Origin of the sequence: Proteus sp. CA142267 (assembly GCF_003336825.1) — a bacterium.
Lineage (GTDB): Bacteria > Pseudomonadota > Gammaproteobacteria > Enterobacterales > Enterobacteriaceae > Proteus > Proteus terrae.
The window spans coordinates 676,833-693,402 of record NZ_QPMG01000001.1 but is presented as its reverse complement, the minus strand read 5'-3'; the positions used below and the strand labels follow the sequence as shown (position 1 = coordinate 693,402).

Below are 16,570 nucleotides of genomic sequence, written 5' to 3'. Positions count from 1 at the left end.
TGATTCTACCAACGTTAGACGGTGAAATCGAAGAGAATAGCGAAAGGATCATTAATTTAGTTGTTTCCTTTTTCCAAAAATTGGCGATTTGTGGTATAGTTCTAAACCTTTGAATCCGTAGTATGAGGGACAGTGGCTCCATGAGCGACATTGCCAGAGAAATCACACCAGTTAATATCGAAGAAGAGCTGAAAAGCTCATATTTGGATTATGCGATGTCTGTTATTGTAGGACGCGCATTACCCGATGTTCGAGACGGACTGAAGCCAGTACACCGCCGAGTGCTTTTCGCGATGAATGTACTAGGAAACGATTGGAATAAACCTTATAAAAAATCAGCCCGTGTTGTTGGGGATGTTATCGGTAAATATCACCCGCACGGTGACAGTGCTGTTTATGAAACGATTGTTCGTTTAGCACAGCCTTTTTCTATGCGTTACATGTTGGTTGACGGGCAGGGTAACTTCGGGTCAGTTGATGGTGACTCGGCGGCTGCAATGCGTTATACCGAAGTTCGTATGGCGAAAATCGCCCATGAACTGCTGGCGGATTTGGAAAAAGAAACGGTTGATTTTGTTCCTAACTATGATGGAACAGAACATATTCCGGCAGTAATGCCAACCCGTATTCCAAACTTGTTAGTCAATGGTTCTTCAGGGATTGCGGTGGGGATGGCAACAAACATTCCTCCACATAACCTAGGCGAAGTTATCGACGGCTGTCTTGCTTATGTTGATAACGAAGACATCACGATTGAAGAGTTGATGGAACATATTACGGGGCCTGATTTCCCGACTGCCGCTATTATTAATGGCCGCAGAGGAATTCTAGATGCTTACCGTACTGGTCGCGGAAAAATTTATATCCGTGCTCAGGCTGACATCGAAACTGATGAGAAAACAGGTCGCGAAACTATTATCGTGACAGAAATTCCTTATCAGGTGAATAAAGCTCGTTTAATTGAAAAAATTGCAGAGCTTGTTAAAGATAAGCGTATTGAAGGTATTAGCGGATTACGTGACGAGTCTGATAAAGACGGTATGCGTATTGTCGTTGAAATCAAACGTGATGCTGTGGGTGAAGTGGTATTAAATCACTTATTCTCACAAACACAAATGCAGGTTTCTTTCGGTATTAATATGGTTGCGCTTCACCAAGGACAACCAAAATTATTAAATCTAAAAGAAATTATCTCTGCCTTTATTCGTCACCGTCGTGAAGTTGTTACTCGCCGTACTATTTACGAATTACGCAAAGCGCGTGACCGTGCTCATATCTTAGAAGCACTGGCTGTTGCATTGGCGAACATTGACCCAGTTATTGAAATGATCCGTCAAGCACCAAATCCAGCAGAAGCAAAAGCGGCATTAATTGCACAACCTTGGGATTTAGGTAGCGTTTCTACCATGTTAGAGCGTGCTGGCGACAGCAACGTTGCTCGTCCTGAATGGTTAGAGCCACAATATGGTGTGCACGACGGTAAATACTATCTAACAGAGCAACAAGCTCAAGCTATTTTGGATCTGCGTTTGCAGAAACTGACTGGTCTTGAACATGAAAAACTGTTAGATGAATATCGTGAGTTATTACTTCAAATTGCTGAGCTATTACATATCTTAAGAAGCCCAGAACGTCTGATGGAAGTCATTCGTGAAGAACTAAATGCGATTAAAGATCAGTATAACGATCCTCGTCGCACTGAGATCACTGAAAATACGGCTGATATTAATATTGAAGACTTGATCAATGAAGAAAATGTTGTTGTGACACTTTCTCACCAAGGCTACGTTAAATATCAACCACTTACCGATTACGAAGCACAGCGTCGTGGTGGTAAAGGTAAATCAGCAGCAAGAATTAAAGAAGAAGACTTTATCGATCGTCTATTGGTGGCTAACACCCATGATACGATTTTATGCTTCTCAAGCCGTGGTCGTCTCTACTGGATGAAAGTTTACCAGTTACCAGAAGCAAGTCGCGGTGCTCGTGGTCGTCCAATTATCAACTTATTACCTCTTGAGCAAAATGAACGTATTACCGCCATTTTGCCAGTAAGAGAGTATGAAGAAGGTAAATTTGTCTTTATGGCAACAGCAAGCGGAACCGTGAAGAAAACGCCTCTGCAAGATTTCAGCCGTCCTCGTAGTGCAGGTATCATTGCCGTTAACTTAAATGAAGGCGATGAGTTAATCGGTGTTGATTTAACCGATAGCACAAACGAAGTTATGTTGTTCTCTGCGGAAGGTAAAGTGGTTCGTTTTGCGGAAGATTGTGTTCGCCCAATGGGTCGTACTGCGACAGGTGTCCGTGGTATGAAACTGAGTGATGACGATAAAGTGGTTTCACTCATTATCCCTCGTGGTGAAGGAGATATCTTAACCGTAACTGAAAATGGCTATGGCAAACGTACTGCTCAAAGCGAATACCCAACGAAGAATCGTGCAACACAAGGCGTTATCTCTATTAAAGTGAGTGAGCGTAACGGTAAAGTTGTTGGTGCAATTCAAGTTGAAGAAACTGATCAAATTATGATGATCACCAATGCGGGAACATTAGTTCGTACACGTGTTTCTGAAGTCAGTATTGTTGGACGTAATACACAAGGTGTTACCTTAATTCGTACAACAGAAGGCGAGTTGGTTGTTGGCTTGCAGCGTGTTGAAGACGAAGATGATGCATTAGATGACGATGAAGTTAATGAGGTTATTAGCGAAGAGTCACCCGAAGCACCTGATTCAGATTTAGCAGATGATGCGGACGAAGAATAATATTTATCATTATTGTGATGTATAAATAAAAGAAAGCAGGCATAATTGCCTGCTTTTTTTATGTGGTAGGATCAGTTCATCATCAGAAAAAATTATCCTGATGATAAAGATCATATCATTCAGAGATTCAGTAACTTCTGCTAGAATAGAATAAGTTTCTTGTGCGGTAGGAATATTGATTAGGGTGGTTGTTTGAGATATCTCTCGTCCTTTAAAACATCGTTAAAAATTTCCCGCTACCTTTTTCGCGTATTAGGTATCATGTTGTGGGCGATGGGGGCATTGCTAACCATGTTTTACCTCATCAATATCTTCAATGATACTAAGTCTGATATTCGGCAAGAGTATAGTAATAACTACACCAACCTTCTTGGTTTCTTTAGGCAAACCTCCGGCACTATTCGTGATCTACAATACCTAGCAGAACGTCACCAAGAACAAATTAACTTAAACCCAGGCATGAAAAACTCATTATTTTATGAAGGGCCATTCTCACTTCATAAACTTAATGACACCGCAGATTGTGAATTATTTAAAGGGCAAACAAACAACTATTTCCGCTCCTTTAACAGTATCTTATATTATTGGAAAGATAACACTCCGGCATTACAAGGGATAAATCAAGTCTTTATGGTTGGTTCCCATAGCATGTGTATGATTAACTTCCCTTTGCGCGCATCCCCTGTTGATACTGAAATGTTGAAAAAAATGGTTTACGAAAATACACGTAACTATGTTAATCAACGTGCACAAGGTAAAGAAGTTAACCAATATTGGATAGTGCCAGATGCAAAAGGGGATAGTGGCATTTTATATGTTATGTCGCCAGTTTATGCCTCAGGTAAATTCATTGGTCTGATTGGTATTGAAAGGGCTATTCGTCTTGAGTATTTTTCTCCTGCCAAAGATAGAGTGATTTCAATTCATCTTCTTAATAGCAGAAATACTACGGTTTTAAGTTATCCAGCAGAAAACAACTATCATACTGTTAAGCAGGTTCCTGATGTCAGCGCCCCTTATTTTGGCTTTGATGAAGATTTTAGTGATTTAGTTGCTAAGCGTAAATTATTACCATCATCTTTTAGTGTGGTGTATTCATTACCACTCAAGCAAATTTTAAATGAATTTAAATTCACGATTTTTAATGCGCTGATCTTAAATATTATCTCAGCCATTATGATTTTTATTTTCGTCTGGATCTTTGAGAGAAAAATATTCTCTCCAGCTGAAAATAATGCCTCTCGTCTAGAAGAACACGAGCAATTTAACCATAAGATTGTGGCATCAGCGCCAGTCGGGATCAGTATTCTTAGAATACGTGATGGAATGATCATCTTAAGTAACGAGCTAGCACACAACTATTTTCGTTTGCTTAGCCACAGCGATAAACAAAATATCCTTTCTATTATTGCTGAGAAAAGTAGCAATATGGTCGATGTAGTGACCAACAATCGTAATCATCTGCAAATAAGCTTTGTTAACTCACGTTATCAAAATGAGGATGTGGCTATCTGTGTTTTAGTGGATATTAGCGCACGGGTTAAAATGGAGCGCTCACTACAAAATATGGCGACAGCTGCGGAGCAAGCTAACCAAGCTAAATCGATGTTTTTGGCAACAGTTAGCCACGAATTACGAACACCACTTTATGGTATTATTGGCAATCTAGAATTATTGCAGTCGCTTACACAAAGTGATGATACATCTCGATTACTAAAGACGATGGATAACTCCTCATCGTTATTGCTAAAAATTATCAGCGATATCCTCGATTTCTCGAAAATTGAATCTAAACAGTTAAAAATTGATATTAAGCCATTTAATTGTCGCCAAGTGCTCTCTTTTGTGATTTCTAACTATTTACCTTTGATTGCGAAAAAAGACTTGGCTATTTACTGTTTTATCGAACCTAATGTACCAAAAATTGTAAATAGCGATCCTGTTCGTGTACAACAAGTTATCTCTAATTTGTTGAATAACAGTATTAAATTCACCACAACGGGATGTATTACCTTACATCTTTATAAAGATGATTATTATCTCTATTTTGATATTCATGATACAGGGAGAGGCATTAGCGATAAAGCATTGCATGAGCTGTTCGAGCCATTCTTCCAAGTATCTCAAAATACAGAAAGTGCATCAGAGGGAACTGGATTAGGTTTGGCCATTTGTGAAAAACTGATCAACTTAATGGATGGGGATATCAGTGTTGTTTCCCAAGAAAATATTGGTAGCCGCTTTACGGTTCGTATACCTCTTTATGGTGCCTTAGAGGGAATAGAATCGTCGTCTAAACAGAATATTTATAAAGAAAGTAATGTTCGTTGCTTTATAGATATTAAAAATCTTTATTTGGAGGGTTTTATTGGTCGATACCTTCGTTACTTCGGTTTGAGCTGTGAATTACTAACTGAAGAAGTGGTGATATCTTCAAACGATTTTATTATTACGGACTACGATCTACCAAGAAAAGATAACTGCCAATTTATTAGGATCAATGAGCATTACTTTGAGCCATCGAAGAAAATAGCTGAAAACGTATGGGTATGCAGTACTTATAAACTAAATGAATTAACAAAAATAATACTACAATTACCACAAAATAAAGTTGAAGCAAATTGTGTGGAGATGATGGAGCAAGCTACAGATTGTAGCTTACAAACCTTAACTATCCTTATTGTCGATGATCATCCAATAAACCGCTTATTGTTGACCGATCAACTGAAAAAAATTGGTTTTAATACAGCAACAGCAGAAGATGGTTGTGATGCATTAACGTATTTAGCTAAGAATCATGTTGATATCGTTTTGACGGATGTCAATATGCCGAATATGAATGGCTATCAGTTGGCAACACATATAAGAGAAATGGGCAGTGATATGCCTGTAATAGGAGTAACGGCGAATGCGATTGCCGAAGAGAAGCAACGCTGTATTGATGCTGGAATGAATGATTGTGTATCCAAACCTGTTTCACTTTCTATTTTAAGAGAAGTGTTGGTGAAGCATATTCCTAAAGAATAATTCTAGAGCGTGAACGATAAAATGAGTAAATAAAGACTAATTTATTAGTCTTTATTTATTTTTAAGCCCAAATAAGGCGAAAAATAATGTATTTGAAAAGTATTTTGATAGATAAGATAAAATAGAGCAGAGTCATAACAAGATAAATTACTTAAAAAGCAGGGTAATAAAGCCTCTACAACGGTCTGTGAGCACTGAAACGAATAAAGGTATGATAGAAACAGAAGAATAAGTCATACAGCTTATAAGAGCTTGTGAACAAGGAGGGTATTGCAAGGAAAGAGAGAGGTAAACCCAAATGAGGGATTAAAGTAAAGACTAAAAAGCAGAGAAGCTCCCACAAAAGGTTGAGCTTCCTGATTTTATCGGTGCGACTAAGGTAACTACGGTGAAATTAATCTGGACCGTTAATTTCCTTATCAATAGTCACGGATGACAAGTAATTAAGTAATGCGATATCGTTATCGACACCTAATTTCATCATGGCTGATTTTTTCTGACTACTAATCGTTTTAATACTACGATTTAGTTTCTTCGCGATTTCAGTTACAAGGAAACCTTCAGCAAATAATCTCAGCACTTCACTCTCTTTTGGTGATAAGCGTTTATCGCCATAACCATTCGCATTGACTTTTTCAAGTAGCTTCGCAACGCTTTCAGGCATAAATTTCTTGCCTTTTTGTAGCGCAGCCAATGCTTTTGGCAGATCAGTCGGAGCACCTTGCTTGAGCACAATACCTTCAATTTCAAGATCAAGGACTGCGCTCAAAATAGCTGGGTTGTTATTCATTGTTAGTACGATAATCGACAAATTAGGGTAATGTCTTTTAATGTACTTAATAAGTGTAATACCATCACCATACTTATCGCCAGGCATAGACAAGTCAGTAATTAAAGCATCCACATTTAACTTAGGTAAGTTATTGATAAGTGAGGTTGAATCTTCAAATTCACCAACAACATTGACCCATTCAATTTGTTCTAAAGATTTACGAATACCGAATAAAACGATTGGGTGATCATCGGCAATAATAATATTAAGGTTATTCATGTTTAATTGTTACCTTGCTGCAGCAACTGTTGAATCCATTTATCCAGTTGAGTGATACGTTCTTTGATCTCTAATTCATTATGATTTTTTATGTCATGCTCTAAATATTCACAGCTTTCTCTGAGATATTCTAAATCTAACATGGCAAAAACCCCTTTTAGACGATGAGCTGTCTGGGCTAGAGAATGAAAGTCTTTATTTGTTGCTTCTAAGTGTAGTTTTTCAACATCAATAGGAACAGTACTGATAAATAGTTCCTTATAATCACTACCATTCAACTTCTTCCTATAATTATTAAGAATTACTTCGTATTTATCAAGGTTATTATTTTCATCCCAAATACTCTCTTTAGTTGTATCTAGGGGAAATGACTCATTTTCTTCAATTAAATAAGTAATAGCCTCTATTAAAGGATCACCGAAGTTATAGTTACACTTTATTAAATCTTTTGATATTTTTTCAAATCCAACAATAGAGCTCATTAATAATATTGTTGGAGATTCAGGATTATCATTCGGCGTATCCCTAAGTATGATATCGTATTCAGGATAAAGATTCTCTCTATTTTTATCAAAGTATGTAGCACCATATTTATCAAGCTGTTGGCAGATGATTTTTTCTATTTCAGGGTTTTTTATGGCGAGTTTTGCGTTTATACCCTCTAATAATACGTTAAAAGTTCGTTCTTCCGTATCTATATGCTGGTATGGGAGTACAATTCGAAAATGAGAACCAATACTTTCTTGACTCTTAATAGTTAATTCTCCCTGTATTTTATTACACAGCAAATGACATAAATAAAAAATGATACCTGAGTTAGAATAATATTTGTCTCCCATTGCTTGGCCTAAGAATGGGTATTTTATATTAGCAATGTCTTGAGGTGTAAGCCCGCTTCCACTGTCAATAATATCAATAATTATTTCTTCTTTATCTTTATTTTGAACTAAATTCAGATTAACTGTTATCTTTCCATAATTAGTCGTACTAATGGCATAATTAATCAATGATAAAATAATCTTACTTAAAGCCGGGCCATCGTTAATTAAAAGTAAGCCTGGTCTTATGTTATTGTGGAAATAAAGTGTTAGGCCTTTTCTTATCATAAAAGGTGATGCGGTTATCAGAATAGATTCAACTAATGTTGAGAGTTCAAATTCATCCTTATGAATTTTCCATTCTTGATTTTCTAACTTATTAATTAATGTAATGTTTTCTATCCACTCAGAAATGTAATTTGTTTTCTCTAATAATAAGCTAAGCAATTGTTGATGAGTATCTTCAGGTAATAACTCTTTGAATTGATAAACCATCTCATTTATATCTTTGATGGGACGCATCAATTCTAATGACATATTAGATAAGATCTTACGCCGAGCAATGGTATTTTTCTCATATTCTTGCTGTGCAAGTTGTAATTTTTTATTGATTAGTGCTTCGTTATCTTTATTCAGAAATATGAATAATGATGTATTGTCAATATTGTTGTTATTACTGGTTCTTATTTCATAAATTTCGTTGTTGATAGCCGTTTGGATTAAGCCATTATGCTCAACCGCCATTTGGCGGATCTTAGATAAATCGATATGAGGCAGTAATTTTTCCGCATGACTATTACTAATAATCTTATGGTTAGAGGAAAAATTATAGACTAATAATCCTATCGGGAGATTCGAAATGATATCGTTTGTCATCTCTTCTTTGATCCGCAGATTACGAGTCATAGAGATATAAGGAAAAACGTATTTATTCCGAATATAGATATGGCCAAAAATAGAGATAGAAATAAATACCAGCAGGCTGATTAATAACCAAATATTTTTGTAGGCAATCTCTTTTATAATCGATTTTAATGGGTATTCATAAGAGAGTGAATAGGGGATCCCTGCAATAGGTTGAGAAAAAATCAGTGAAGAGCCGTCTGTTGATACTTCAATGCTATTTTTGTCGTAAACAGATTGCTGACCTGTTGGAAGTAGTCTTAAGTAGTGTGGAGACAATTCTGAAGGCAAGAAATTATTGATAGGCAAATCAAACGCCACTACGCTGGTTAACTGACCTGGCACATTAAACATAATGCGATAAGTGTAGTAGTAGATGTTTTCCGTAGACATCTTCCTAATAGGAGAAAGACTCTCTTTTTCATCTAATGCCGTTGATTGCATCAATAACTCAGACCGTTTGTTTTCGGCCGTTAATGTTAAATAGCTTTCTTTGTAACGGATCTCCGGCTTAAGCACAGAATGAGTCGTAATTAAGATAAGATCATTCCCTTTACCATTTAGATAATAAAGTGAACTGTAATCATTACGTACTCCCCAAAGAATTTCGAGTGAATTTGCAAATCGTTGTGCTAACTGAAAGGTTTGCTCATTGGGTTTGCCGAATATAATGGAATCTACGGTTTGATCTCGGCCTTCAAGCCAAAATACATCAGAACGTAATCTTATTGGATTAAGTCGCAATACAGGGAACGTCGAGGTATCGGTTATTTTATTTGATAGCTGAAAAAGCTGATTAGAGTGGTAACGGTAATCTTCAACCTGTCGAGCAAATTTGTGAGTTGTATTGTTGATAGCATTTTTTTTGCTATCTAGCCAAGTGTCAAAATAACTGTAAGCGTATAGAAAAAGTGATATGACCATAAAAAGAAGAAACAGGGCATATAGACGAGTTAGTGTATTTGGCTTGAGTTGGTTCAATGTACGCATTCAGTTTGCGAGCCTTTAAGAGACAATATAATTAAAAATAGAAAATTGAATAAACAATCACCATTATTCAGTCATTATATTAACAGGTTATCACTTTAAAAGGGATATTCGGATGAACTTTGAGCAAACAAACAAAAAAATCCAATTTTTTTACAATCGGAGCTAGACAGCGGGGTCAGAGATAGGCATAATTCCGCGCTATGGAAGGATGGCCGAGTGGCTGAAGGCAGCGGTCTTGAAAACCGCCGATGGGAAACCATCCTAGAGTTCGAATCTCTATCCTTCCGCCAGAATTAGCCGGCTTAGCTCAGTTGGTAGAGCAACTGACTTGTAATCAGTAGGTCACCAGTTCGACTCCGGTAGCCGGCACCATATAAGAACCCGTTATCTCGCAAGAGATAGCGGGTTTTTTATTATCTATAATTCTATTTTTTGTTTTCCCTTTTATTTGTTTTTATTTAATTCCTTTTGGGTTCCTCCATTTATATCTCGATATCACTGTGATTTTTTATCTCTAGTTATCAAAAATTAACCAATATATTAGTGAGTTAGCATTTTTTAAGCAAAAAGCGTTTGAAGATTGAGCAAACAGATAAAAAAGTCATTTTTTTTACAATCAGGACTAGACAGCGAGGTCAGAGATAGGCATAATTCCGCGCTATGGAAGGATGGCCGAGTGGCTGAAGGCAGCGGTCTTGAAAACCGCCGATGGGAAACCATCCTAGAGTTCGAATCTCTATCCTTCCGCCAGAATTAGCCGGCTTAGCTCAGTTGGTAGAGCAACTGACTTGTAATCAGTAGGTCACCAGTTCGACTCCGGTAGCCGGCACCATATAAGAGCCCGTTATCTCGAAAGAGATAACGGGTTTTTTCTTGGATAAATTTTATGAATATATATTAAAAAACACCACATAAAAGATTGTAGTGTTTTCGTGTATTACTATGATTATCGATCTATCACGATCACCAACCCATCACGGACCAATTAAATACTCGCCCCAAAATTTTTACTTCTTCTAATGTAGAACGCTCATCTGGATAATCAATAGTGTTATAGCTACGGATGATTATGGTGTTATTGGGAAGTCGATGTAAAATTTTGACTCTTAAAAGATCACCTTGTTGAATAGCATAAATACCGCCATCAACAATTTTTGTATGTCCTGTACTGATAGTGACAATTGAACCATCAGGGATAACAGGGGACATACTGTCACCATGAACTTTAAAAGCAACGGCATCACTAGGTTGAACACCATAGCGATTAAATGTAGAACGAGAAAATCTCAATAACTCCACCTTCTGATTATCCGTGGTACAACTTCCGAAACCGGCAGCTAATTCAATAGTAGTATAGAAGGGGATCTCAACTTCATCTCGTTCTATCGGTGTATTATTATCCCAATCATCAACAGGTGTCATTTCATTGACCGAAACACCATCGTTTCTTTTAGCTCCACGCCCATATTCTAACCATTCTGCTCGAACATCGAGCCATTGACTTAATGCTAAAATATTGGTTGGATCGGGAATTGATTCGCTGTTTAGCCATTTCCACACTGCTGGAGCACTGACTTTTATACCTTGTTCAGCAAGTGCATCTGTAATTCTTTTACCTAACCCACGACCAGCAATCCCTGAATCTAAACAAGCTTCTTGAAGCCTTTTTGTGAACTCCGTTTTATTATCAACTTTAACCATTGGTTAATTTCCTTTGCTGCTTGACGTCACTTTGGTTAAAATATAGCATTAACTATTAGTTAATAAAAGTGCGAAAAGTACAAGAAATTAACTAAATGAACCAATGCAAGAGTGGTAAGTAAAAATCACGTTGAGATAACGCCGTAAAATGCGGGTGATTTAGATGCATAAATGCCATGCCTTGTCGTGGTACATGGATGACCAATGAGTAGTGATAGGAAATCAACAGGAGCATTAAATGAGACTAGCAGACTTACCTAAATATTTTTCACCAAAAAGCATTGTATTAAGTGATGTAAGAACTGTTAAAGCGGTAGATTCACTCTCAGTAACCGATGTAATGACATCAATTAGCCTAGCAACGCGAAAAGGACGCATGGGAATAGAATTGTTTTTAGCTAAACATAGTATTAGTAACCCAAGCGAAGCGATAGAAAGCCTTTACCAATATGCATTAACCCAAGCTTATCAATATAAAGCGATTGATAAATTAACTGAAAACGATAAAGCTAAAGTTTTGCAGATCATTGCTAATTATGCTTTTCAAGATTACGCAAGAAGTGCAGCAAGTAAGAAAGCGTGTCCTGATTGTAGTAACGGATTTATTGAGGTTGAAGTTTTTACCACTAAAAGCTACACCTCAAAATCGGTTAAAGAGCTTGAGCAAAATCTCAAAGATGATCTTAAAGTTAAACCAATAAATAAGACTTCTTACCGTGAAGTGAGAGAGATAACTCGAGTTATTTGCCCTACATGTAAGGGAAAAGCCGAAATTCGTTTGGCATGTCGTTGTCATGGACGTGGTCAAGTTTTAGATAAAAAAGAGAGTCAAAAACAGAGTATGCCTGTTTTCAAACCTTGTAATCAATGTTCAGGACGTGGATATCCTCGTCTAAAATTCAGCGAAGTATTAGAACAAGTACAAACGGTAGTGAGTGTTTCTAAAACTGTTGCCTACAGTAATTATAAGCCGTTATTTGAACTTTTAGTTGAAGAATGCTTTAAAGAAGAGTCTTTGTCAGAAAAAATTCTTCAAGAAGTAACTGTTAAGTAATAATTTTCTATATTTATTTCTAATTGTAGAAACTAGTTATTGACCTTCAGGAAAAAAAAGCATACTATATCCCCACAGTGAGAGATTTGTATCTAAAGACCTCACAACAGAATATAAAGAGCCTCACTTCGGTGGGGTTTTTTTGTTTCTCGATTTTCTTAACTAATATAAATTAATGATATCTGTTAAATTTTATCTTCAATAGAAGACCACAATGTGGTCTTTTTTTATATTCTCCATTTATCTAATTAGATAAATAAAACATAAAGATACTCATATTAAAACAGTGCTTAAATTTAAGTGCTGTAGATGAGTATATGATTTATTACAGTTCCTCCTATTGGAGGTAAGCCATGAGAAACAATGAAAGAAAATCCAGATCTATGGGAACAGGTATTTATTGTTCTTTCTTCAATGAAAGAGCAAGGAATATCAGCCTCTCTAGCTGGAGGAATGGCTATTCTTCGAGGTTTATATAACGGCGGAGGATGGAAAAAAACCTCTATAGATGGGCTGATGTGTGCAATGTTTGCTTGGTTCGTAAAAGACATCTTAATTTTATTTAATATTAATCATGAGTTTGCTTACTTAGCCAGTGTATTTATTGGCTATGTTGGAGTGGATTCCGTGAGTAAACTCCTTAAAGGGAGAGCAGGAGTTAAAAATGGCTAAAATAGCACGAGGTGAGCGTAATCATAATCCGGGTAATATCCGGCATGGTTCGAAATGGCAGGGATTATCCGTAGAGCAAACAGATAAAGATTTTTGTCAATTTATTTCACCTGAATATGGTATACGAGCTATCTACAAATTATTACAAACTTACCAAAAAAAATATGGTTTAAATACCATTAGAACGATTATTAATCGTTATGCTCCACCTAACGAAAATAATACAGCAGGCTATATTAGCCGAGCATCAAAAGAAATTGGTATTGATGCTAACAACCCAATTAATACACAATTAAAAAATATCACCATTCCTTTAGCAGTTGCTATTGTCAATATTGAACTTGGCTATCAACCTTATTCAGAGAAAGTTTTTGAAGATGCCTGGTTGATGCTATGAATTATTTATCAAAAATAATGCTAATAGCGATTTTATGCTTAGGAATAGTATTACTTTGGTTAATTGATAAAAACAAATCTTTGCAACAGGAATACGACAATATTAATCAATCTCTTATTCAGCAGATTGCAGAAAATAAAGATTATCAATTAAGAATAAATCGGCTTAATCAACTTGATAATCGACATTTACAGGAACTTGTTCATGCAAGAAAAGAAATTGATCAGCTGCGTGATATTAGTAAGCGTGCTCCTGAGCGGGTGTATATCAAAGCAGAGTGCCCTAAAGCCTCAGCCACTTCCACCACCAGCTTGGTTAATGCAAACACCGCCAGACCTACTGACACCGCTATCCGAAATTATTGGGTACTCAGAGAACGAATTGCGCAGTCAGAACAGATCATTTTAGGTTTACAAGATTATATTCGCCAAGAGTGTGTGAACTAAAAATACTTTAGATGAATTGTTATTAATAAAAATCCTTTTTAAAAGGAAGTAAGCTAATCTATGATGATTAATTATTATAATAAATTTCTACTTTATGGGGATTATTTATGCTACTAAGTAATAATCCAAAATCACAATAGTGTAATGTCTTTATTTTCAATTACCATCCTTAATGGTTCACATTATGAAAATCACCTCCGCCACACACCACCATCTTTCCGCACTTATTGAGTTAGATACTTATGCTCAACAGGATGCTTCGCGTATTGAAGAAATTAAAGCTTGGCTATCTAGCCAAGCTGTTTATATTCTTGAGGTGGATGCACAGATTGTGGGTTATGGTGTTATTCATCATCACTTTTTTAGTCATCCATTTATTGAACTTGTGATGATAGATAAGAAATATCGCCAAAAAGGCTATGGAAAATGCTTGATTACTTATTTTCAAGAAAATATACAAGGAAATAAACTATTTACATCAACCAATAAATCTAATCATACAATGCGAAATATGCTGGTTCAGTTAGGATTTATTGAAAGTGGTTGTATTGAAAACCTTGATGAAAATGATCCTGAAATTATCTATTGTTTTATTAAGTAGAAAAGAATTTCTTATAGCGTATTAAATAAAAAATCATCTAGAAATAGATGGTTTTAAACAAAACTATTTTATCTTCTTTTTATCGTTAAGCTCAATTTCGATAGGAATATAGTAATTCACATCTTTCACTAAAGGAATTGGCTTATAAGCTAGGCTAGAAACTGGATATTCCTCTTTAAAAATATACTCTTCAATGTCGGGTGATCCTTTCTTTCTAGGTATGTTTAACTTTCTAAGTAAAATACCATAAATATTATAGATAATATCTTTATACTCTAATGTGAGTAATTTTTCAGGGATCGTGAATTTAAGATATTTAGCATTCTCGATATGCGCTTTATGCAAAAATTGTGCATTATATACTTCAGGTTTATTTTCCATCATAGTTGCATATTTTATCGTTAATTCATTATTTTTCTTAGATAAAATATTATGTAAGGCATAAACCCGCTCATGTTTGTAGAGGGCATTTTGAAAAAATACCTTCCAGTACTCTTCTCGTGATTTTTCTGTACTAAAATTCCAATCGATTGCATTGGCTTTATAGGTGTGATCTATTCCCGTTAAAGAGAGAGAATCAATAGTGACGATTTCGATATCTAAATTAAAACCACTAAATTTTCTTAACGGTAATGTAAAGCCATGAGCCTGCCAATTCTCTTTTCTACGATAATTATAGGGCGTCATATTAAACAGCTTTTTAAACGCTCTTGAGAAAGTTTGTTGCGAGTCAAAACGATATTTTAATGCAATATCAAGTAGTGGCGTTCTTTGTAAGCGTAATTCAACAGCGGCACAAGAAAGTCGTCTAGCTCGAATATAAGACGCTAATGTTAATCCTGTTTGCTCTTTAAACATGCGTTGAAGATGCCATTTGGAATATCCTGATTTTTGTGAAACATTTTCAAGTTTTAGATCTTTCTCTAAATTCTCTTCAATCCAATAGATAATATCTGTAATGACATTTTCACTAAACATATTCTAGCTCTAATTAAAAAATTATTATTGGTGATGGTGAATAATATACGTATTCGAGCAATTTACATAATATACTGTAATGAAATTAAGTTTAATTGTAAATTTATAAAAATATTTGCTCGAATATTAGGTTTTAAAATGGCGCTCTATTTTCGATAAAGTGAGTATTAATTATAACATACTGATATTACTTGATAAGGTTGTGATTGACTGAATAAAACAACGAGTAATTAGATATTCTTTTTTAGATAAAATCTAAGCTAAAAGTGTTATTTTTATAAAATAATAAATATATTTATTCAAGAATAAAAAATCAAATAGCTATTATTCTAATTTAATAGAATATAACTACTGTTATTAAGTTTAAATTAAAAAGATTAACTAAAAATAGAGAAGATAAGTGCCATAGGAAAGCTAAGAGGCCAAGTTAAGGCGATTAATAATGCACTTAAAAGACGCATGGCTAGGCTAGGATCTTTGGTTAAAAAGAAAGTGATAATAAACGATATTACAGCCCCAATAAGGTAGCTTATTCCAATAATAGAGATAGCAGACATAACAGATCATTCAGTAAATAAACTGCAATAATTGTACTCCAAAATTGTTAAAGAAACAGAGGAATAGGGCAAATTTTTCAATAAATGTCATTACTAATGTGCAAATTTTAAACATTCATCTCACTTTTGATCTCTGGTTTCTTTTGGGGTAATCACACAAGATAATAACAAGGTTAAAGCGGAAAAATAAAAAATTGAAATGTAGTGCATTGATTTAATTCGTTATTTGTAACAATCTTTATTGTCATAAAATGATGTTTTTAAAAAATAAAATAAGACGGTATCGATCTTTTTTAGTGGTTTCACTATAAAAATTAAAATTTTTAAATGCTGATTTTTAAGGCAGGATAGAGATACAGAGATAAATTTGATGTTTGTAAAATGTGCAGGCTAATTAAATTGCATCATAATATCGACAGAATGTAACAAATGGAATGAATACTATTTTATACATACTTGTAGATAAATTGGCTTATGGATGGCGCGACTTAATGGATTTAAGCGTTAGCTAGGAAGCATTTTAAATCCCCTTTAAAGATTAAAAAGGGGATTTATTTTTATGTCCTTTTCGGATAGGGATCAATAGCCGTTGCTATATTAAAATGGT

Annotated in this window: 12 protein-coding genes and 4 tRNA genes; 11 read left to right on the top strand and 5 right to left on the bottom strand. The window is 35.3% G+C overall.

All coding sequences use genetic code 11. From position 1 onward, the window contains the following. Positions 1-140 precede the first annotated feature (140 nt). On the top strand, positions 141-2,768 hold the full coding sequence (gene gyrA / locus C0T34_RS03230) for a DNA topoisomerase (ATP-hydrolyzing) subunit A (RefSeq protein WP_098942377.1): 2,628 nt from the start codon (positions 141-143) through the stop codon (positions 2,766-2,768). Positions 2,769-2,960: 192 nt separating this feature from the next. Next, entirely contained in the window at positions 2,961-5,795 is a 2,835-nt protein-coding gene (gene rcsC, locus C0T34_RS03225) for a two-component system sensor histidine kinase RcsC (RefSeq protein WP_098942378.1), read from the top strand. A gap of 394 nt (positions 5,796-6,189) precedes the next feature. Here rcsC and rcsB read toward each other — a convergent pair whose 3' ends face one another. After that, positions 6,190-6,846, bottom strand: coding sequence for a response regulator transcription factor RcsB (gene rcsB / locus C0T34_RS03220; protein WP_006533269.1), 657 nt, complete (start codon positions 6,844-6,846; stop codon positions 6,190-6,192). 2 nt (positions 6,847-6,848) lie between these two features. Beyond that, positions 6,849-9,557 carry a phosphotransferase RcsD gene (rcsD, locus tag C0T34_RS03215; RefSeq protein WP_098942379.1) on the bottom strand — a complete coding sequence of 903 codons (2,709 nt, stop codon included), beginning with the start codon at positions 9,555-9,557 and terminating at the stop codon, positions 6,849-6,851. A gap of 202 nt (positions 9,558-9,759) precedes the next feature. Here rcsD and C0T34_RS03210 point away from each other — a divergent pair. From C0T34_RS03210 to C0T34_RS03195, 4 genes are all read left to right on the top strand, one after another. Next, positions 9,760-9,847 (top strand) — tRNA-Ser (locus C0T34_RS03210). Positions 9,848-9,853: 6 nt separating this feature from the next. Further along, positions 9,854-9,929: transfer RNA gene (locus C0T34_RS03205), tRNA-Thr, on the top strand. A gap of 290 nt (positions 9,930-10,219) precedes the next feature. Beyond that, a tRNA-Ser gene (locus C0T34_RS03200) sits at positions 10,220-10,307 on the top strand. Positions 10,308-10,313: 6 nt separating this feature from the next. Beyond that, positions 10,314-10,389: transfer RNA gene (locus C0T34_RS03195), tRNA-Thr, on the top strand. A 131-nt stretch (positions 10,390-10,520) separates the two neighbouring features. Here the strand turns inward: C0T34_RS03195 and C0T34_RS03190 are convergent. Beyond that, on the bottom strand, positions 10,521-11,258 hold the full coding sequence (locus C0T34_RS03190; RefSeq protein ID WP_098942380.1) for a helix-turn-helix transcriptional regulator: 738 nt from the start codon (positions 11,256-11,258) through the stop codon (positions 10,521-10,523). A 238-nt stretch (positions 11,259-11,496) separates the two neighbouring features. On the opposite strand from C0T34_RS03190, the gene C0T34_RS03185 reads away from it, so the two are divergent. The 5 genes from C0T34_RS03185 (at position 11,497) to C0T34_RS03165 (ending at position 14,428) form a co-directional block, all read left to right on the top strand. After that, complete coding sequence (locus C0T34_RS03185; RefSeq protein WP_109849680.1) at positions 11,497-12,312, top strand: antitermination protein; 816 nt, start codon at positions 11,497-11,499, stop codon at positions 12,310-12,312. A gap of 363 nt (positions 12,313-12,675) precedes the next feature. Next, complete coding sequence (locus tag C0T34_RS03180; protein WP_075674216.1) at positions 12,676-12,984, top strand: phage holin, lambda family; 309 nt, start codon at positions 12,676-12,678, stop codon at positions 12,982-12,984. Beyond that, positions 12,977-13,381, top strand: a complete 405-nt coding sequence (locus C0T34_RS03175; protein WP_075674215.1) for a structural protein — start codon at positions 12,977-12,979, stop codon at positions 13,379-13,381. The genes C0T34_RS03180 and C0T34_RS03175 overlap by 8 nt, the downstream gene beginning before the upstream one ends. Continuing rightward, positions 13,378-13,827 carry a lysis protein gene (locus C0T34_RS03170; RefSeq protein WP_098942382.1) on the top strand — a complete coding sequence of 150 codons (450 nt, stop codon included), beginning with the start codon at positions 13,378-13,380 and terminating at the stop codon, positions 13,825-13,827. The genes C0T34_RS03175 and C0T34_RS03170 overlap by 4 nt, the downstream gene beginning before the upstream one ends. Positions 13,828-14,011: 184 nt before the next feature. Next, positions 14,012-14,428, top strand: a complete 417-nt coding sequence (locus C0T34_RS03165) for a GNAT family N-acetyltransferase (protein WP_098942383.1) — start codon at positions 14,012-14,014, stop codon at positions 14,426-14,428. Between the two features lie 63 nt (positions 14,429-14,491). On the opposite strand, the gene C0T34_RS03160 is transcribed toward C0T34_RS03165, so the two are convergent. Both C0T34_RS03160 and C0T34_RS03155 read right to left on the bottom strand, forming a co-directional pair. Beyond that, complete coding sequence (locus C0T34_RS03160) at positions 14,492-15,406, bottom strand: helix-turn-helix domain-containing protein (RefSeq protein ID WP_109849679.1); 915 nt, start codon at positions 15,404-15,406, stop codon at positions 14,492-14,494. A 377-nt stretch (positions 15,407-15,783) separates the two neighbouring features. Continuing rightward, positions 15,784-15,963, bottom strand: a complete 180-nt coding sequence (locus C0T34_RS03155) for a GhoT/OrtT family toxin (RefSeq protein WP_036912664.1) — start codon at positions 15,961-15,963, stop codon at positions 15,784-15,786. Positions 15,964-16,570: the final 607 nt, after the last annotated feature.